At 70.2% G+C, this 18,100-nt stretch carries 14 protein-coding genes; 7 read left to right on the top strand and 7 right to left on the bottom strand.

Annotation, left to right across the window (positions count from 1 at the left end):
- Nucleotides 1-13: 13 nt before the first annotated feature.
- Both BLT25_RS10185 and BLT25_RS10180 read right to left on the bottom strand, forming a co-directional pair.
- Complete coding sequence (locus BLT25_RS10185; RefSeq protein WP_091045112.1) at nucleotides 14-1,432, bottom strand: DUF2252 domain-containing protein; 1,419 nt, start codon at nucleotides 1,430-1,432, stop codon at nucleotides 14-16.
- A 108-nt stretch (nucleotides 1,433-1,540) separates the two neighbouring features.
- Entirely contained in the window at nucleotides 1,541-2,488 is a 948-nt protein-coding gene (locus BLT25_RS10180; RefSeq protein WP_091045109.1) for a 1,4-dihydroxy-2-naphthoyl-CoA synthase, read from the bottom strand.
- A 73-nt stretch (nucleotides 2,489-2,561) separates the two neighbouring features.
- Between BLT25_RS10180 and BLT25_RS10175 the strand changes: the two genes are divergently transcribed.
- The 4 genes from BLT25_RS10175 to BLT25_RS10160 all read left to right on the top strand — a co-directional run bounded on the left by BLT25_RS10175 (nucleotide 2,562) and on the right by BLT25_RS10160 (nucleotide 4,447).
- Complete coding sequence (locus tag BLT25_RS10175) at nucleotides 2,562-2,921, top strand: MerR family transcriptional regulator (protein WP_091045106.1); 360 nt, start codon at nucleotides 2,562-2,564, stop codon at nucleotides 2,919-2,921.
- Between the two features lie 11 nt (nucleotides 2,922-2,932).
- Nucleotides 2,933-3,268 (top strand): thioredoxin, encoded by a 336-nt coding sequence (gene trxA, locus BLT25_RS10170; RefSeq protein ID WP_091045104.1) that lies wholly within the window; start codon nucleotides 2,933-2,935, stop codon nucleotides 3,266-3,268.
- 46 nt (nucleotides 3,269-3,314) lie between these two features.
- A complete protein-coding gene (locus BLT25_RS10165) occupies nucleotides 3,315-3,764 on the top strand; it encodes a nitroreductase family deazaflavin-dependent oxidoreductase (protein ID WP_091046227.1) in 450 nt (149 codons plus the stop codon).
- An 80-nt stretch (nucleotides 3,765-3,844) separates the two neighbouring features.
- Nucleotides 3,845-4,447: an ACT domain-containing protein gene (locus tag BLT25_RS10160; RefSeq protein ID WP_371113337.1), complete on the top strand. Its 603-nt coding sequence runs from the start codon at nucleotides 3,845-3,847 to the stop codon at nucleotides 4,445-4,447.
- Between the two features lie 6 nt (nucleotides 4,448-4,453).
- On the opposite strand, the gene recD is transcribed toward BLT25_RS10160, so the two are convergent.
- The 4 genes from recD to BLT25_RS29480 form a co-directional block, all read right to left on the bottom strand.
- Entirely contained in the window at nucleotides 4,454-6,208 is a 1,755-nt protein-coding gene (gene recD / locus BLT25_RS10155) for an exodeoxyribonuclease V subunit alpha (RefSeq protein WP_091045101.1), read from the bottom strand.
- Nucleotides 6,205-9,501: a UvrD-helicase domain-containing protein gene (locus tag BLT25_RS10150; protein ID WP_091045099.1), complete on the bottom strand. Its 3,297-nt coding sequence runs from the start codon at nucleotides 9,499-9,501 to the stop codon at nucleotides 6,205-6,207. Before BLT25_RS10150 ends, recD begins: the two co-directional genes overlap by 4 nt.
- A 2-nt stretch (nucleotides 9,502-9,503) precedes the next feature.
- Nucleotides 9,504-12,899, bottom strand: coding sequence for an exodeoxyribonuclease V subunit gamma (recC, locus tag BLT25_RS10145; RefSeq protein WP_091045096.1), 3,396 nt, complete (start codon nucleotides 12,897-12,899; stop codon nucleotides 9,504-9,506).
- 112 nt (nucleotides 12,900-13,011) lie between these two features.
- Nucleotides 13,012-13,602, bottom strand: a complete 591-nt coding sequence (locus tag BLT25_RS29480) for a hypothetical protein (protein WP_143033702.1) — start codon at nucleotides 13,600-13,602, stop codon at nucleotides 13,012-13,014.
- Between the two features lie 33 nt (nucleotides 13,603-13,635).
- Here BLT25_RS29480 and BLT25_RS10135 point away from each other — a divergent pair, with 33 nt between their 5' ends.
- The 3 genes from BLT25_RS10135 to BLT25_RS10125 all read left to right on the top strand — a co-directional run bounded on the left by BLT25_RS10135 (nucleotide 13,636) and on the right by BLT25_RS10125 (nucleotide 17,567).
- Nucleotides 13,636-14,172 carry a hypothetical protein gene (locus tag BLT25_RS10135; RefSeq protein ID WP_176883770.1) on the top strand — a complete coding sequence of 179 codons (537 nt, stop codon included), beginning with the start codon at nucleotides 13,636-13,638 and terminating at the stop codon, nucleotides 14,170-14,172.
- Between the two features lie 2 nt (nucleotides 14,173-14,174).
- Complete coding sequence (locus BLT25_RS29835) at nucleotides 14,175-15,566, top strand: hypothetical protein (RefSeq protein WP_176883768.1); 1,392 nt, start codon at nucleotides 14,175-14,177, stop codon at nucleotides 15,564-15,566.
- Between the two features lie 111 nt (nucleotides 15,567-15,677).
- Nucleotides 15,678-17,567, top strand: coding sequence for a DUF5107 domain-containing protein (locus BLT25_RS10125; protein ID WP_218131296.1), 1,890 nt, complete (start codon nucleotides 15,678-15,680; stop codon nucleotides 17,565-17,567).
- A 17-nt stretch (nucleotides 17,568-17,584) separates the two neighbouring features.
- On the opposite strand, the gene BLT25_RS10120 is transcribed toward BLT25_RS10125, so the two are convergent.
- The gene (locus BLT25_RS10120; protein ID WP_091045085.1) at nucleotides 17,585-18,082 is read right to left on the bottom strand and encodes a PGPGW domain-containing protein; all 498 of its coding nucleotides are present in this window, start codon (nucleotides 18,080-18,082) and stop codon (nucleotides 17,585-17,587) included.
- Between the last annotated feature and the right edge of the window lie 18 nt (nucleotides 18,083-18,100).

The following is an 18,100-nucleotide window of genomic DNA, read 5'->3' as shown; positions in this document are numbered from 1 at the left end:
GTCGAGGGCGCCCTCAACCCCGCTGAGCCACGACCCGCCCGTCATCGACCGCACGACGGAGCGCTGCATAGTCCCGCTCGTTCTGGTCGGCGTAGGCCTCCGCGAACGCCGAGACCGCCCGATCGAACCGATCACCGGAGCCGAGGTAGCTCGCGATGGCGACCGGGTCGCCGGAGCGTGCGTGGGCCCTTGCCAGCGTCCACCCGCACATCCGGGCGTACCCGGTCATGGCAGTGGGATTCATCGCCTCCACGATCGCCGAACCCTTGCCGTCCCACAGTTGCCGGACGAAGAAGTCTCGCTCGACGCCGTCGAACCCGCTCGCCCTCACCCAGCCGAGCATCACGTCGCTCGCGGACTGCATCAGTCGCTGTCCCTCGACGACCCGCTGACCGTGGCTGGTGTACGCGCTCTTGCCGAGGAAGGGTTCCAGGACGGAAGCCGTGGCCTCCTTGGCCTGGAGGAACAACGGGTCCTGGTCGTCGTTGCCGATCAGCAGCACGATCCAGGCGCGGGTGCCCACGCTGCCGACCCCGACCACCTTGCGTGCGGCGTCGGTGAAGCGAAACCCCTCGAGGAGGTGCCGATGGTCCCCCTGCAGGGTCCCGCGGTAGATGTGCAGGATGGCATGGAGCGTGTCTTCGACCTCATGGAACTCGTTGTCGGGCATCAGCTCCTGGATCCTTGCGATCATCGGAGGATCGTGGATCAGGCGCGGACGTCCATCCACGATCTCCACGAGCTTCGAGAAGGCCTTCAAGCTGTTCTTCGCCTGGGCCTTGGCCACGTTCTTGCGGAAGCGCTTGAGCTGCTTGCTCTCGATCTGCGAGCTCATCAGAGCGTCCAGCTCGTCCATGTCCAAGCGGGCGTACCAGACATCGAGCTTGCGCATCCGCGCCAGTTCCCGCATCGCCTCGCGGTACGACGATGCGGCAGCCATGTTGACGGCCCTGCGCGCGGCATCGTCGAACTCCCGGTCGCGCCCCGCGACCGCAAAGCTCGCCACCATGCGCTTCACATCCCACTCGAACGGGCCCGGCAAGGTCTCGTCGAAGTCGTTGAGGCCGAAGACCAGGCGCCGGTCCGGCGCTGCGAACGACCCGAAGTTCGACAGGTGCGCGTCGCCGCACAGCTGGACCGTCAGGTCCGTACGCGGCGCACCCGCCAGATCTGCCGCCATCAGGTAGGCGGAACCACGGAAGAACGTGAACGGGTTCACCAGCATCCGGCCGTAGCGGAGCGGCACGAGCTCTTGCACCCGGCTGCTCCCCTGCTCCTCGAGAAGGCCGACCGGGTCGGCCCGGTCGGGCGCCGGTCGCCACTCGCCGTGCACCGAACGCGGGACCCTCGCTCGCGCCCCTCGGCCCACCGAGGCCCGCTCCGCCAGGGTGAGGTGGTGGGGCCTGGGCGCCTGGGTCTCGATCGAGCTCATCGGTCCATGTGACCTCACCCGCCCGCCATCGGCATCACGCAGCCTGTGTGACACCGACCCGACCGCCGTACTGACCCGTCGGGTTCGTGTACAGGGTGGCCGCGCGGATCAGTAGTACCAGGGGTAGGGCGACCAGTCGGGCTCGCGCTTCTCCAGGAACTGGTCGCGGCCCTCCTGGGCCTCGTCGGTCATGTACGCCAGACGGGTGGTCTCACCGGCGAACATCTGCTGGCCGACGAGGCCGTCGTCGAGCAGGTTGAAGGCGTACTTCAGCATCCGCTGGGCGGTGGGCGACTTGCCGTTGATCTTGCGGCCCCACTCGAGCGCGACATCCTCGAGCTCGGCGTGCGGGACGGCGCGGTTGACGGTGCCCATGCGTACGCCGTCCTCGGCCGAGTACTCCTCGGCGAGGAAGAAGATCTCGCGGGCGAACTTCTGGCCGACCTGGCGGGCGAGGTAGGCGGAGCCGTAGCCGCCGTCGAAGCTCCCGACGTCGGCGTCGGTCTGCTTGAAACGCCCGTGCTCGGCGCTCGCGAGCGTCAGGTCGCACACCACGTGGAGGGAGTGGCCGCCGCCGGCGGTCCAGCCCGGGACGACGCAGATGACGACCTTCGGCATGAAGCGGATCAGGCGCTGACACTCCAGGATGTGCAACCGGGCGAGCTTGGCCTTGTCGATCGGAGTCGGCTCCTCCGCGCCGGTCCGGCCGGCGGCGTACGCCTCGGTCTCCTCGTACTGGTAACCGGCCTTGCCGCGGATGCGCTGGTCGCCGCCGGTGCAGAAGGAGTGCTTGCCGTTCTTGGCCGAGGGGCCGTTGCCGGTGAGCAGGACGCAACCGACGTCGGCGGAGGTCCGAGCGTGCTCCAGCACGCGGAGGAGCTCGTCGACGGTGTGCGGGCGGAAGGCGTTGAGGACGTCGGGGCGGTCGAAGGCGATGCGTACGGTGCCGTGCTCCTTGGCCCGGTGATAGGTCAGGTCGGTCAGATCCTCGAAGCCCTTCACCTCGTCCCAGCGGCTCGGGTCGAACGTGTCGGAGACTCCCTCGATGGCGCTCATGAGGGTGAGGCTATCCGGCCGCCCGCCAACAGGCTTGACCTTGCCCCCAAGGGCAAGGTCTACGGTCGTAGGCGTGCAGATCAAGGAGCTCGCGGACCGGGCCGGCGTGACGGTGAAGGCGGTGCGCTACTACGAGTCACGCGGGCTGCTCGCGCCTCGACGGGCGGGCAACGGATATCGCGACTACGCCGACGTGGACGTGCAGGTGGTGCGGGAGATCCGCGCGCTGCTCTCGCTCGGTCTCACCGCCGAGGAGACGCTGCCGTTCGTCGACTGCCTGCGGGCCGGGAACGACCGTGCCGACATGTGCCCGGCTTCGCTTGATGCCTATCGGCAGCGGATCGCCGAGATCGACCGGCGGGTCAACGAGCTGACCGCCCTGCGCGGCGAGCTCGCCAGCCTGCTGTACGAAGCAGAGTCCTATCACCCATGAGGAGAGAAGCGATGAGTCAGACCACCGTGATCGAGGAGATCACCGATGCCGGGTTCGTGGAGGACGTACTCATGTCCGAGACGCCGGTGCTCGTGGAGATCTGGGCCGAGTGGTGCCCGCCGTGCCGGCAGCTCGCACCGATCCTGGACAAGATCGCCGCGGAGCGGGCCGGAAGCCTGCGGGTCGTGAAGCTCAACCAGGACGAGAACCCGGCCACCTCCGCCGACTATCGGGTCATGGCGGTGCCGACGATGCTCCTCTTCCGCGACGGGAAGCCCGTGCTCCAGATGGTCGGTGCTCGGCCGAAGTCGCATCTCGACCGCGAGATCGACAAGGCCCTCGCCTGATCCGGGCTCCTCGGAATAGGCGCCGCCCCGTGGTGTTGTAGTGGGCATGACCGAACTGCAAGGTGAATACGTCCCGAGCACGGCCGACTGGGTGCGCGAGCAGGTTGCCGCGTTCGAGGCCTCCAACGGCGCCGAGGGCAACGTCCTCGAGCGCGACGGCAAGCCGATCATCCTGATCACCAACCGCGGCGCGAAGACCGGCGCGATCCGCAAGACCCCGCTGATGCGCGTCGAGCGCGACGGCCGTTACCTCGCGGTCGCCTCGCTGGGCGGCAGCGACAAGAACCCCGCCTGGGTGGCCAACTTCCGGGCGTACCCGGATGTCGCGCTGCAGGATGGCGGCACCAAGAAGGCGTACGTCGTGCGCGAGCTCTCCGGGTCCGAGCGGGACGAGTGGTGGGACTACGCCGTGAAGACCTGGCCGACGTACGGCGAATACCAGCCCAACACGTCGCGGATCTTCCCGCTGTTCCTGCTGGAGCCGGCCGGCGAGTAGGTCGCCAGTTGACGGGTGTGTAACCGGGACAGTGCTACGACTGTCGGTTGGCGACGCTAGGGTCTATGGCCATGCCGTTCCTGCTACGCGTCGAGCTGCCCGACATCCCGGGTTCCCTCGGTCGCCTCGCCTCCGCCATCGGTGAAGCCGGTGGCGATATCGAGGCGATCGAGATCGTCGAGAAGAACAAGGTCGACGGAAGAGCCGTCGACGATGTGCTGCTCGAGACCCAACCGGGAACGATGCCGGACTCCATCGTGTCGGCGTGCAACGAGCTCGACGGGGTGCACGTGGTCTGGATCTCCCGCTACGCCGCCGGCGGCAACCTCTTCCTCGACCTCGAGGCCGTCGAAGACCTCACCGAGAACGCCCTCGAGGCGCTCGACCGGCTCGTGGACGTGCTTCCCCTGACCTTCCGTGCCGACTGGGCCATCCGGGTCCACCGCGTCAAGGGCATCAGCCGAGCCACCGACGGCTCGCCCGAGAACGTCCCCTTCATCGAGCTCGACCGCCCCGAGCGGATCGAGGTCGACGGCGAGGACGAGAACATGTTCGCCGGCGCCCGCATCGACGGTAACGAGATCGTCATCATCGGCCGCCGCGGCGGCCCCGACTTCCTCGACTCCGAGCTGGCCCGCCTCGGCCACCTCGCCTCCCTCGCCACCTCGATCGCGCGGTCCTGACGCGGCTCAGTGCCCGAGGCGCTGGCGGAGGCCGGAGGCGCGCTGGGCGCGATGGGTGATCGCGGCGGCGACGGCGTCGGGGGTGCCGACGATGCGTACCCGCTCCTGGGCCCGAGTGACCGCGGTGTAGAACAGCTCGCGGGTGAGCAGCGGCGAGTCGTCGGGCGGGAGCAGGACGGTGACGGACCTGGCCTGGCTGCCCTGGGACTTGTGGACGGTCATCGCGTGCAGGGTCTCGATGTCGCCGAGGCGTGAGGGCGCGTACGTCGCACCGCCCGCGATCGCGACGCGGAGGTCGCCGGCGGCATCCTGATAGGTGACACCCGTATCGCCGTTGAAGAGACCCAGGCCGTAGTCGTTGGCGGTGACGAGGACCGGTCGGCCCGGATACCACTCGTGACCCCAGCCGATACCGAGCGCCTCGCCTGTGGTCTCGGCGAGGCCGCGCTCGATCTGCCGGTTCCAGTGGGCGACGCCCCAGGGGCCGTCACGGTGGGCGCAGAGGAGGCGCGACTCGTCGAGCATCCGTACGCAGCCTTCCGCATCTCCCGCGAGCGCAGCCTCGTGGAGGGCGACAGCGTGAGTGACCAGGCCACGCTCGACGCTCGCCATCGCGGGCTCGTCGGCGGGGTCGATGAGCTCGACAGCGTCGTCGTCCGACTTCAGCACGTCGAGCGCCGCGTCGGCGTCGCCGACTCGTAGCGCCTCGGCGAGGGCGCCGATCGCACCGCCGAATCGATGGGTGGTGCGGAGGGCGGCGACGGCGTCGGGCTCGCGGACCGCCAGGCCCGCGACGAGGTCGGAGAGCACCGCCCCGGCCTCGACGCTGGCGAGCTGGTCGGGGTCACCGACGAGGATCAGCCGCGCCTCCGGACGTACGGCTTCGAGGAGCCGGGCCATCATCGTCAAGGACACCATGCTCGTCTCGTCGACGACGATCACGTCATGCGGAAGCCGGTTGGTGCGGTGGTGCTTGAACCGGGTCGAGGAGCCGGGGCGCCAGCCGAGCAGCCGGTGCAGCGTCGACGCGGTCAGGCCGTCGAGCCGGGAACGGTCGACGGCGGTGAACTGCGGCGCCCGTTGCGCTCCCTCCACCGCCTCCTGCAGTCGCGCGGCCGCCTTGCCGGTCGGCGCGGTCAGCGCGACCCGCAGCGGGACCGAGGACTGCTCGGCGAGCAGTGCCAGCAGCCCAGCCACAGTCGTCGTCTTGCCGGTGCCGGGTCCGCCGGTGAGCACCGTCGTCGACTGTCGGGCGGCGGCGAGCGCGGCGGCCCGCTGCTCGGCGTAGCCCTCGCCCGGGAAGAGCCGGGCCGCGGTCGCCTCCAGCAGGGCCGCATCGGCCACGGGGCGCGGCGAGGCCAGTCGGGCGAGCAGGTCGTCGCGTACCTGGCCCTCCTCGCGGTGATAACGGTCGAGATAGAGCAGGCCGTCCGCGACCTGCACCAGGGACTGCTCTGCCAACGGACTGTCGGCCACCGCCTCCAGCCAGCCGGCTGCCGCCGGCCAGGGCAGCGTCTCCTCGGTCTCCCGCAGCGCGGCCAGGTCGACGCAGACCGACCCGTGCCGGACCGCACGGACCGCCAGCGCCACCGCCAGCCGCACCTCGTCGCGCTGTTCTCCGGCGAGCGCGGCGGCGCGGGTCGCGACATGTACGTCGGCCGCGGTCAGTACGCCCTCGCGGTTGAACGACGCGAGCAGGCCGGTCGCGGACCGGGCCAGGCGTGCGTCGAAGGGGTCCTCGGACTCCCAGCGCTCGATCATGCGGTCCCTCCGTCCAGCAGGTCGGACAGCGCCACCGCCAGGGAGGCGGGCGGCTGCCAGGTGAAGACGCCGGTCGGGATGCCGTCGACGACAGGGGTGTCCGGGCCGAGCATCCCGCGCACGTAGAGATAGAGCACGCCACCGAGATGAGTCTCCGGGTCATAGCCCGGCAGCCGCCAGCGCAGGAAGCGGTGCACGACCGCCGAGTAGAGCAGCGCCTGCAGCGGGTAGTGGGAGTGCAGCATCGCCTCGGCGAGCTTCGGCTGGGTGTAGTCCATCGCCTCGACGCCCAGGAAGTTGGTCTTGTAGTCGACCACCACGAACCGGCCGTCTGCCGAAGCGGAGCCCGAGGCGGTTCTACTCGGCAGGCGCAGCACCACGTCCACCGAGCCGGTCAGATAGCCCCGCAGCGACTGGTCCCCCAGCGGCGGAGCCTCCAGCCGGTCCGCGTACGTCACCATCGGGTCGTCCGCCGGAAGGTGCGCCCGCAGCAACGGAGCGAGGTCGCGCAGACGTACGTCCGGTGCGCCGAGGCTGTCGCCGCCGGCGAGCGGGATCTCGAAGTCGAGCTCGCGCAGGCGGTCGCGCAACGGGATCTCGGCCAACGTCAGGCCGTCGGCCAGCGGGCCGAGCGAGGTCAGGTTGAGCGGCAGGATCCCGGTCGCGAGATCCTCGGCGGAGGCCGGAACCGGCCACCAGCGGAGCTGCTCGCGGGTCCTCGTCAACAGCTCTTCACCCAGGTCCGGGGCCTGCGGGTCGGTGTGTTCCAGGACCGCGTGGACCAGCGACCCGAAGCCGGCCCCCTTGGGCAGCTCGGCCATCGGCGAGAGGTGCTCCTCCTGCGCGGGGGTCTCGACGAGATCAGCGTCCTCGGCGATGGGCTCGTCGTCCTTGCCCTCGACCTCCGGCTCCGATGTCGCCGCGACGCCCTCGTCGACCCGGATGAGCCCCGAGTAGGACGTACGCCGCCACTCCGCGTCCACCTCGCGGGTGAACCGCCTCGCGGCGATCCTGCCGGGCGGCGCTTCTCGCACCGGTTGCGTGGCTGTCACCGGCACCGCTTCCTCGGCGACCGGACCGCCGTGGCGCGCGACGTTGCTCAGCAGACTCGCCGCGTCCTCGTCGCTCGGCACGGCGACGTTGTCAGGAACCGCCGCTTGGCCAGGACCACGCCCGAACAGCAGCCGGTGCAGTCCGCCGGTGGCGGTGTTGGCGGTCGGCGCCCACCACGCGACGACCTGGGACTGCGCCCGGGTCAGCGCGACGTACAGATCTCGAAGCTCCTCCCCCAGCTCCTCGGCCTGGTGCCGCGCCAGATGCTGTGCCCACTGTGCACCGGTCCGGGTGACATCGATCGTCCGCTGCCCCGAGGCGTCGTGGAACCGGGCGACCTCGGGGTCGCGCACGAAGAAGTCGTAGGCGAAGGGCAGGTAGACGATCGGGTACTGCAGCCCCTTCGACCCGTGCACCGTCACGATCTGCACCGCCGCGGCGTCCGAGTCGAGCCGCCGCGGCCGCTCGGCCGCGGCAGAGCGCCGCCGCTCGTCGCGGAACCAGGCCAACAGCGCCGGCAGCCCAAGCGAGTCCCGCACGGAGATGTCGTGGAGCAGCTGCCCCAGATGACGTACGTCGGTGAGCAGCCGGTCCCCGTCGGTGCGCCGCAGCACCCGCGCGGTGAGCCCGCGCTCCTCCGCCGCCTCGATCAGGGCGGCGACACCGCGGCCTCGCAGCAGCAGCGCCCAGCCGCGTAGCGTGTCGGCGATGCGCGAGGTCAGTGCCTCGCCACCCGCGTCGAGCTCGGTCGCGGTGTAGCCGAAGAACACGCTCAGCCCGGCCGCCCGCACCAGCGGGGTCCGGTGGGGCGAGTCGAGCGCCTGCAGCAGCGCGAGCCAGTCCTCGCCGGCGGGCGTCAGGAAGACGTCACCGCCGCCTGCCATCACCGCCGGGATGCCGTGCTCCTGCAGCACGCGCTGGACCAGCAGCCCGTGGGAGCGGATCGCGACGATGACCGCGACGTCCCCTGCCTGGACCGGTCGATCGCACCACGTGGCGCCCGAGCCGAGCAGCGCGGCGATGTCGCCGGCGAGGTCGCGGGCGATGTGGGTGCGCGCGTCGCCGGCGGTGATCATCTTGCCGCGGGTGAGCTTGAAGCCGCTGCGGCCGACCCGGCGGATCCGGAACGGCGCCGGGTTCGGGGCACCGGCCAACCTTGACCCCGCGTGGTGAGCCTTCACGTCGTGGACGACGATCTCGGGCGAGCCCAGAGCCGCGCCCCGTAGGACCACCTGGAGCCGCTCGACCAGCGGCGCGTCGCTGCGCCAGTTGGTGTCGAGCGTCGCCTGCGTCTCGGCCGACCGGGCCGCCGTCAGATAGGTGAAGACGTCACCGCCGCGGAAGGCGTAGATCGCCTGCTTCGGGTCACCGATGAGCACCAAGGTGGCGTGGCCCTCGAAGGCGCGCGACAGCACCTGCCACTGCACCGGGTCGGTGTCCTGGAACTCGTCGACCAGGACGATCCGCCAGCGCTGTCGCATCCGCGCCCGGGCCGGAGCCGATGAGTCGGCCAGCGCCGAGGCGAGCCGGGAGAGCAGGTCGTCGTAGGAGAGCACGCCGCGCATCTGCTTGCGCCGGTCGACCTCGTCCCGGACCGCCTCGGCGAAACGCACCCGCGCACCCGCCACCGGATCCTCGGAAGGCGCGGGGGCCAGCACCGACTGCGGGTCCTCGACGGCGGTGCGCGCCAGGCCCAGCGCGTCGTCGCGGTCGAACGGCGGTCGCTCCCGGGCCTCGCCGAACCACTTCAGGTAGAGGTCGTCGACGACCTCTACGACCAGCTCGTCGAGCGACTCGACCAGCTCGGCGCCGGCATCGGTGTCACCGGCTACGCCCAGCGACCGCAGGACGAGCTGGCAGAACTGGTGGGTCGTCGCGATCGTCGCCCCGTCGAAGGAGGCGAGCGCGTCGCGCACGCGCTCATGGCGTACCCGGATCTCGTCGTCGGACACATCCAGCAGCAGCTCGAGGTGGGCGTCGAGCGGGGTCGGACGCTGCCCGGCGACGGCGGCCGCGAAGGCTCGCTCGGCCTCGACCAGGTGGGAGCGCACCCGGTCGCGCAGCTCCTGGGAGGCAGCGCGGCCGAAGGTGATCGCCAGGATCTCGTCGAGCGTCGCCTCGCCCTCGACGACGTAACGGGTGACCAGGGCGCCGATGGTGAAGGTCTTCCCGGTGCCGGCCGAGGCCTCGATCAGGGTCGTGCCGGTCGGGAGGGGACCGGTCAGGTCGAACGGCGTCATGGTCACCAGCTCCCCTGCTCGGCCTTGAGCAGCGGCGACCAGACCCGCATCGCGAGCGCGCCGAAGCGGGACGTCTCCCCGTCGAACTCCTCGCCGACCTCCGGCGGGTCGCTCAGACCCGGGACCCCGGATCCCTTGCCCCAAGCCCGCACCTGCTCCACGTCGGACTCCTCGCCCTCGAACCGCCCGTCGTTCCACTCCCAGCCGGCCTTGTAGAGCGCGTCGTCGATGCCGGCCTGGGTCCGCCGCTGGCGCGCGTAGGTGAGCGAGGTCTTCAGCGGCAGCGGCAGCGGTGCGGCGAGCCCGCGGTCGCGCAACCGCACCAGGTCACGGAGCACGTCGACGGCGGTGTGGTCGAGCGGCCCGAGCTGAGAGAGCCCGAACGGCGTACGCGACCGGGAGTTGCCCGGCCGTCCCAGCGTCCAGGCGCTCCAGGCGCGGTCCTCGTCGGAGGCGGCCAGCGCGACCAGCTGCACCCACGACTCGATCCGCTGCTTGGCGCCCAGCCGGGAGTACGTCACCGGAGCGAGCCGGTCGCCGTAGACCTGTGGGACGGTGCCGGTCAGGCGCCGCCCGTCACCGAGATCGACCTCGACGTCGACTGCCCGCGCCTGTCCGGTGGAGATGCCCGCCTGCCGCACCCGCAGCGCTTCGGCCGCGATCGGCTTCGCCTTGGTGATCACGTCGGTGAGGATGCGCCAGCCGAGCCACTTCGGAGGCAGTACGCCACGTCGCCACTCCTGCTGGGTCGCCTGCTCCTCCGACATCCCGGCGAGCAGGTCGTGGAGCATCCGGTCGCCCACCGACCACTGGCCCAGGCCGTCGAGCTCGACCGGCAGACCGTCGGAGAGCGGGTCGTCGTCGCGCGGCAGCGCCAGGTCCAGCCGGTCGCGGAAGAATGCGCGCACGGGAGCGCGGTAGAAGGCCAGCAGCTCCTCGAGCGTCAGGTCTCCGGCGGCGGCCGGCGCCAGCGGCGCGGGCAGGAACTCCGGTGGCTCCACGCGGTCGGACACCGCGGCAAGGGCGCCGGCCTCGGCGGCCCTGTCGAAGGAGAAGGAGTGTCCGGCCACCAGCGCCCCGGGCGTCAGGTTGCGCGGGTCGAACGGCTGCAGCGGGTGTCTGGTCGTGATCTCCCTCGAGACCGGCGTCCCATCTGCGGTGACAGCGGTCGCGTCCAAGGCGTCCAGCAGCTCGCCGAGCGGCACCGCGGGCGGCCGCGGCTGGCCAGAGTACTCGTTGGCGCCCGTGTAGGTGACCACCAGCGTCTCGGTCGCCGCCAGCAGCGCGTCGAGGAACAGCTGCCGGTCCTCGCTGCGCAGGTCGCGCTCGCCGGTCTGCGGGTCGCGGGCCAGCAGGTCGTCGCCGTCGGTGATCCCGACCCTGGGAAACACCCCGTCGTCCATGCCGAGCAGGCAGACCACGCGATGAGGCACCGAGCGCATCGGCACCAGCGTGGACACCGTCAGCGTGCCGGTGCGGAAGTTGGCACGCGTCGCCCGCCCGGCCAACCGCGCCCCCAGGAGCGCGCGCACGTCCGGGAGTCGCAGCTCGTCGACCTCATGCCCCGCTGCGGCCTCACGCACCCGAGACAGCTCCCTGGTCACCTGGCCCGACTGCCACTCGTCGTTGGTCGAGACCGACGTCAACGCGGCGACACCGTCCTCGATCACCTCGAGCCAGTGCTTCAGCGGATGCACCCCGGCCAGTTCGTCGGTCACCTGCTCCAGCCGATCGACGAGCTCGGCGAACTTGCCCGCCAGCTCGACGCTTCCACTTCCCACGTCGTCCAACGGCAGCGTGGTATCCAGCCAGGTCGCCGAGTCCTCGGACATCGCCACCCCGGTGAGGATCCGGTCCATCCCGAAGCGCCAGGTGTTGGCGACGTACGTCTCCAGCCCGAAGGGCTCGCGGTGCTCCGCGTCGAAGCCCCACCTGATCCCGGCGTCCTTGGCCCAGTCCTCGAGCTGCTCCAGAGCGTCGTCGTTGAGCCCGAACCGGCGTCGCACCGGATCGAGATGAGCAAGATCGAGTACGTCGCTCACCCCCGCCCGCCCGCCGGCCAGGTCGAGCAGTCTGGTGGCCACGTCCAGGAGTGGGTTCGTACGCGTCAACGACCGGTCCGCCAGCTTCACCCGCAGGCGGTGAGCGGGGTGTCCGGTCTCGCCGGTCATCTCCCCCAGCCCGAACCCGGCCTCGATCAGCGGCGCGAAGGTCTCGATGTCGGGGCACATCACCAGGACGTCCCGCGGCTCCAGCGTCGGGTCGTCCTCGAGCAGCCCCAGCAGCACCTCGCGCAGCACCTCCACCTGCCGCGCCTCGCCGTGGCAGGCATGCACCTGGATCGAGCGATCCGCCGGCTCGAGCACCCGCGCGGCCGCTTCTCCGACCGTATTGCCCCGGATGTCCTCCTGCAGCCACCCGAGCAGCCGGCCCCCGCTGGTTGAGCGGCCGGAGCCGCTAGGCGAAGGCGTGTCGAAACCAACACAGTCGCTCTCAGATGCGAGTCCCACAAGTCCGCGCTGCAGCTCCCGCGTATCCCGCCCCAGCGTCGCCAGCAATGGATGCCCGACTTCGTCGTGCGACCGGTCCGCCGTACGCGCCACCGTCCCGTCCAGCCCGGCGAGCGCCGTCCACAGCTCCTCGGAGGGGTGCGGAAGCCACAGGTGCACCTCCCGGTGCTCCCCCAGCGCCGCGACGAGCTCGATGTCGGTCGCCGAGAGCCGGGTGTGCCCGAACAACGAGATCCGCTCCGGCAGCTCGAACTCCCCCGGCGCCTCCTTCAGCCGCGCTATCGTCGCTGCCTGCCGCTCCACCGGCGTCGGCCCACCGACCAACCCGGCGACGGCCCGCCACAACGGCGGCTGCCACGCCAGGTCCTCCGCGATCTCGGCCCCGAGCCCGTCGCTGTCGTTTCCTGCGGCCCAGTCGGATACCACGGTCGGCCGCTGGTCCGCGTACGCAGCGAACAACCGCGCCAGCCGCCTCGCCAGCGCCAGCCGCCTTCCCCGCCGACGTACGCTTTCCTCCGTCGCATCCCCGTGCCCCAGATGCAGCGCTAGCGGCTTGGCCCAGGGCTCGTCCAGCGAGGCGTCGATCGCCGCCAGCACCGGCCAGGTCAGCGACTCCGGCGCCCAGGGATCCTCGTCCCCCGTCCCCTCGACCTCGGCGAACAGTGACCAGGGAGACCTGAAATCGACCCCCGCACAGATCCCGTCCTCACGCCCGTCAGCAGCCCCCAGCCGATGCGAGAGCCGCTGCGACAACCACCGCTCCACCCCCCGCGCCGGCACCACCACGACCTCCGTCGCGAACGGGTCCCCCAACGGCACCGACAACTGCTCGCCGAGCGAGTCGGCGAGCAGATCGGTCCGCGGCGCGCGGTGCAGATGTACGACCACAGACCGCAACCTATCGGTGACCGCCGACAGCAGATCCTTGGACTCGGCCGCCTAGCTACTGAAGTCGTTCAGGCGCCTGCCTCGAAGCCCGCCGCTTGAGGGCTGACATCGGTCAGCCCTCGAACTTGAACGAGGGCATCACTTGGTTGATGAACTCGTCAGCTTCATCGCGTGTGACCCACTCGGGGTTGAACGACCAAGCAACCTCCGCCTCAGATTCACCCACCACAGCACCGTAGAGGTCATACACCTCGGTGTCGCTGGATCCGCGAAGGTGGAAGAACACGGTGCCTCCGTACGTCACGTCCTTGAGGCGCTCAGCGTCTGGAAACAACTCCTTGATGCCCGGCATTGCGGCCTCCGCGAGCTCGTTGACATCGGAAGCGAGGGTGACATCTGCGTTGAAGGTCCCCAAGCCAGTCGGATGACCATCGGCTGGCGCGCTGAGTACGTAACTCGAGTCCTCGAACTCGACCTCCCAGCCCGCCGGAGCCGTGAGCGTGGCGCCATTGATCTCTGCTGTCCCACCACCGCCACTAGGCGCGGTCGTTGACTCCGATGCCTCCGGGCTACTTGGCGGGGATGATGCGTCAGGTCCGGAGGGATCGTCCCCTCCACCACAGGAGCAAAGCACCATAGCGGTGATGGCCGACACGGCGATTGCGGTGAGGGATCGGGAGAGCCCCGTCCGAGATCCAGTCATGCCGCAGAGGATAGTGGCTCGAGGCGAGAGTCATTGGCCGTGACGATCAGAGGCATCGTGTTTACACTTTGGGCACCGCATGCACACACCCTCGGGGAGGCCGACATGGCAGGTCCACAATCAAGCGGAGTCGACGAGACCTTGGTCAACAAGATCAAGCAGGTGCTCATCGACTCCAAGGTCGACGTGGACAAGGTTCATGTCGACAAACCGGCTACTGGGCACCTCGGAGGCAGCCAGACTGCGGATTCACTAGCTGGGCTCGTGAATCTAGCGACAGAGCGGATCAACTCGACACTGTCGGAGACGTCGGACGCTCTGATCAAGTTCGTCGACGGGTTGGACAGCGCGGTACGCGCAGTTAAGGACGCCGACGAGGATGCCCGGGCCGATTTCCGCCGTCTGATGGACGACGCGGTTGTCCTGATCCGCAAGCCCTTCTTCGAGAACCTGGTGAAGGATGACCGCCCGGACATGCCGGGCATCCAGTTGCCGTTCTTCCCGTTGTCTCCCGATGCTTTGCAAGAGATCGCATCGCGTTCCGAGTTCGGTCAAGACAAGGAGGGCTGAGGATGAACGCAATCGCTACGGGTGGTGGCGTCGTCAAGGGCCCCATGATGGTCATCTTGAAGGAGTACGTCGCCACCGCGAATCCCGAAGAGGTCAGAGCCAGGCTCAAAGACTGGATTCAGGCTCGCCAGGTCATGCTGGACGCCAGCCGTGACCTGGAGCTTGCAAGTGGCAAACTGCCTGAAGCATTCGAGGAGACGTCGTTTACCACCGAAGCAGCCACACGGGCTTTCCGCACCGCTTCGGAGAAGCTGAACACCAAAGTCAACCAGCTCAATGCCGCTATCGAGGCTCTGACTTCGGCTCAGAACACTACGCAGCGCGCCCAGGACGCGCACAAGCAACTTGAAGCCTCCCTCCCCGCCAACCACGGCCCGGCCCCAGACTCCTCGTCTCCCCAATACGCCCAGTCCGGCCCCGGCGTTGACACTGCCCAGGCGGCCCGGAACCAGAAGGCGCTCCAGGATGACCGTGCCGCGCACGCCGCACGAGAGCAAGCAATCGCCGATGCAGAGCGGGCCGCAGCGGAGGAGATCAAGCAGATCGACCGTGCCAACTACACCGCCGAGCCCCCGGTCCGTGAGATTACCGACGAGCCGAACACGGAGAGCAGCAGCAAGCCGGTAAGCCCGTCATCCCCTGGTTCGTACAGCGAGGTCGCTGCATCTCGCGCACGGATGACGCAGTACAACTCCGGCACCCTCTATCCCGGCGGAATGGGCCATGATCTCATCGCTCAGGAGAAGGCCAACATCGAGGCGCACTTGGCCGAGAACAAGCCAGAACTGCGCGACGGCCAGTGGATCAACGCCGACGGCACACCCGCGCCCTCGACGTCGTACGCGATGGTCGAGACTGCTGACGGCCTCGCGCCGATGGCCGGCGGAAGCGGCGGGATGGCCGCGCTGGCGATCGCTGGTGGCGGGGCTCTGCTCAGTGCTGGTGTGGCGAAGGCGCTTGCCAGCAAGTTCTCGTCCGGGGCGTCTGCGAAGGCAGCGACAGCCAGCGCGACGTCGAGGTCTGCGGCCGCCAGGGCCGGCGCTGCCGGTGCCCGCGCGGGTGCCGGAGCCGGCGCTGGTGCACGCGGAGCCGGTGTACGCGGAGCCGGCGCAGGTGCGGGTGCCCGAGGCGCCGGCGGACGGGGCGGCCGAGGCGGTCCGACCGGAGCGGGCAGCCGAGCAGGACGCGGTGGAGCCGGCGGTGCCGGCGGCCGGGGCGGCAAGAAGGACGACAAGCGGAACGGCCAGGATCAGGACTGGCAGGCCGACTACAGCGACGACTGGACCGAGACCGCGAGCGACGTCCTGGACCCCAACGCGTCCCGGGGCTGGACTCCGAACACACCCCAGGACGACGCCTCCAGCGCCGACAAGAACGGCCGCAAGCCCTCGTAGAACAGCGCTCGCTGAATCGCCGGCCTCCTCCACGGCCCACCACCGCGGAGGAGGCCGGCGGTTTCGCATTGTCCGGAGTGGCAGCGGCCTCAGCCTGGTTGGATGGTCGCGATGACCACGCTGAGGATGGTTCGGCTCTCGATCGAGGGCGCCGAGGACCCGATCGACGGGCTGCTGCCGTTGCTGCACGGCGTACCCCGGCCGGGGTTCGAGCCCGGCGCCGCGCCTTATCCGGACATGGCGGCCAACCTCGAGTACGGCCGGCCGAGCACCTTGCTGCCCTACACCGGCCAGGACTCCTACACCCGCCGATGCGGCCTGCGCGATCTGCCGAGCCTGGTGCTGGAGAACGAGCTGCTTTCCGCGACCTTCCTGCCCGGCTACGGTGGGCGGCTGTGGTCGCTGGTGCACCGGCCGTCGGGCCGGGAGCTACTGCACCGCAACCCCATCCTGCAGCCCGCCAACCTGGCCCTGCGCGACGCCTGGCTGGCCGGCGGGGTGGAGTGGAACCTCGGTGCCACGGGGCACTGGCCACTCACCTGCTCCCCGCTGCACGCCGTGAGACTGACCGCGCCGGACGGCACCCCGGTCCTGCGGATGTACGAGCTGGAGCGGATGCGGCGGGTCGTGGTCACGATCGACGCCTGGTTGCCCGCCGGCTCCCCGGTGCTGCTGGTGCACGTCTCGCTCCACAACCCGGCGCCGAGCCCGACGCCCGTCTACTGGTGGACGAACATCGCGGTGCCCCAGGGCCCAGACGTACGTGTCGTAGCACCGGCCGAGCAGGCCTTCCATTTCGACTACGCGGAGCAGCTGAGGCTGATCGACTTTCCGCAGACGGCGGGCGGCGACCAGAGCTATCCGGCGACGTTCCCGCAGGCGGCCGACTTCTTCATGGACGTCCCGGGAGACGAGCGCCGCTGGATCGCCGCGCTCGACGGCGACGGCCGCGGGCTCGTCCAGACATCCACCGACCGACTCGTCGGCCGCAAGCTCTTCCAGTGGGGCACCGGTGCAGGCGGGCAGCGGTGGCAGGAGTGGCTGTCCGGACCGGACGCTGCCTACATCGAGATCCAGGCCGGCCTGGCACGTACGCAGCTCGAGCACCTCGCGCTGCCCGGCGGCGAGACCTGGGAGTGGGCCGAGGCGTTCGGCCTGCTCGAGGTCGACCCCGAGCGGGTGCACGGCTCGTGGGCCTCGGCTCGGGCGGCCGTGAACGAGGCGGTCGAGATGCTCGTCCCGCGGGTCGAGCTGGACGACGCGCTCGGCGAGGCAGGACGCTTCGCACCGCCCGCAGACCTGCTCGCCCGCGGGTCCGGGTGGGGTGCGCTCGAGGTCGCGGCCGGCACCGTGCCGGCGGACCCGCTGCGTCCGTTCGGGGACTGCGGTGAAGATCAGCAGCCCTGGCTCGATCTGCTGCAGCGCGGCCGGCTGCCGATCAGCGACCCGCCCGCGGCTCCGGTCCTCGGTACGCACTGGCGCGAGCTGCTGGAGGCCTCGGCCGACGACTGGCACGCGTGCTACCACCTCGGCCTGCTCCGACTGGCCGACGATGACCGCCGTGGAGCGCGTGAGGTCCTGGAGCGGTCGGTCGCCGACCATCCCAACCCCTGGGCCCTGCGCGCCCTCGCGCACCTTGCCGAACCGGCGGACCCACCTGCTGCGGACCTCCTGCTCGAGGCCCACCGCCTCCGTCCCGATCTGCGCGAGCTCACCATCGAGCTGCTCCAGGCGCTGATCGCCTCCGACCGCCACACCGAAGCACTCGAGGTGATCGCCGCTCTCGCAGACCCGGACCGTGAGCACGGTCGGATCCGACTGTGCACCGCTCAAGCGGCGCTCGCCGTGGGCGACCTCGACCGGGTACGCAGACTTCTCGACGAAGGCATCACGGTCGACAACCTCCGCGAGGGCGAGGCTGCCTTGGACACCCTCTGGCTCGCCGTTCATCCCGGCGAGCCGGTGCCGCCTGCGTACGACTTCCGGATGACCTCCGGCTGACGACCTTCAGGTGGCCGTCAGGCGACCTTGTTCATCTCGCCCGTGTGCTCGATGTCCTCGTCGAGCTGGTGGCGGGCATCGGGGTGGCCGTGGAAGCGGTGGTAGGAGTAGCCCAGGATGACGAGGGCGATGATGCACGACCCCAGCAGCGTGACACCGGTCCAGTCGCCACCCAGGAGCCAGAAGGACGCCTCCAGGGGCCACCAGTGGGGCGCGGGCGGGTTGACCAGGAAGACGACGCCGACGGCACCGATGGAGAGCGCCCCCAGGGTCGAGGCCACGATGCGCGGCCAGGTCTCGACGCCCTCGGCGGCCCCGCGGAGGGCGCGGAGGCGGACCGGCTCGACGTAGCGGCGAGCCCAGGCGTACTGGCGGGAGAGCACAGCCAGCCCACCGAAGAGCATCAGCAGACCTGGCCCCGGCAACACCATCGCGGCGATACCGGCGACCACGAGCAGCCACCCAACGGTCTCGTAGGCGAGCCGCTTCGCCGCGGCTCCTGCGAGGGACTTCATGCCAATAGCCTGCCATTC

It is taken from the genome of Nocardioides sp. YR527 (genome assembly GCF_900101045.1).
Lineage (GTDB): Bacteria > Actinomycetota > Actinomycetes > Propionibacteriales > Nocardioidaceae > Nocardioides.
This window is presented reverse-complemented; position numbering and strand designations above follow the sequence as displayed.

Excerpts from the sequence above, each read along its gene's own strand:
- BLT25_RS29480 (WP_143033702.1), bottom strand. The coding sequence starts at position 13,602 with ATGACTGGATCTCGGACGGGGCTCTCCCGATCCCTCACCGCAATCGCC.
- BLT25_RS10180 (WP_091045109.1), bottom strand. The coding sequence starts at position 2,488 with ATGAGCGCCATCGAGGGAGTCTCCGACACGTTCGACCCGAGCCGCTGG.
- BLT25_RS10165 (WP_091046227.1), top strand. The coding sequence starts at position 3,315 with ATGACCGAACTGCAAGGTGAATACGTCCCGAGCACGGCCGACTGGGTG.
- BLT25_RS10125 (WP_218131296.1), top strand. The coding sequence starts at position 15,678 with ATGACCACGCTGAGGATGGTTCGGCTCTCGATCGAGGGCGCCGAGGAC.
- BLT25_RS10150 (WP_091045099.1), bottom strand. The coding sequence starts at position 9,501 with ATGACGCCGTTCGACCTGACCGGTCCCCTCCCGACCGGCACGACCCTG.
- BLT25_RS29835 (WP_176883768.1), top strand. The coding sequence starts at position 14,175 with ATGAACGCAATCGCTACGGGTGGTGGCGTCGTCAAGGGCCCCATGATG.
- BLT25_RS10120 (WP_091045085.1), bottom strand. The coding sequence starts at position 18,082 with ATGAAGTCCCTCGCAGGAGCCGCGGCGAAGCGGCTCGCCTACGAGACC.
- trxA (WP_091045104.1), top strand. The coding sequence starts at position 2,933 with ATGAGTCAGACCACCGTGATCGAGGAGATCACCGATGCCGGGTTCGTG.
- recD (WP_091045101.1), bottom strand. The coding sequence starts at position 6,208 with ATGATCGAGCGCTGGGAGTCCGAGGACCCCTTCGACGCACGCCTGGCC.
- BLT25_RS10185 (WP_091045112.1), bottom strand. The coding sequence starts at position 1,432 with ATGAGCTCGATCGAGACCCAGGCGCCCAGGCCCCACCACCTCACCCTG.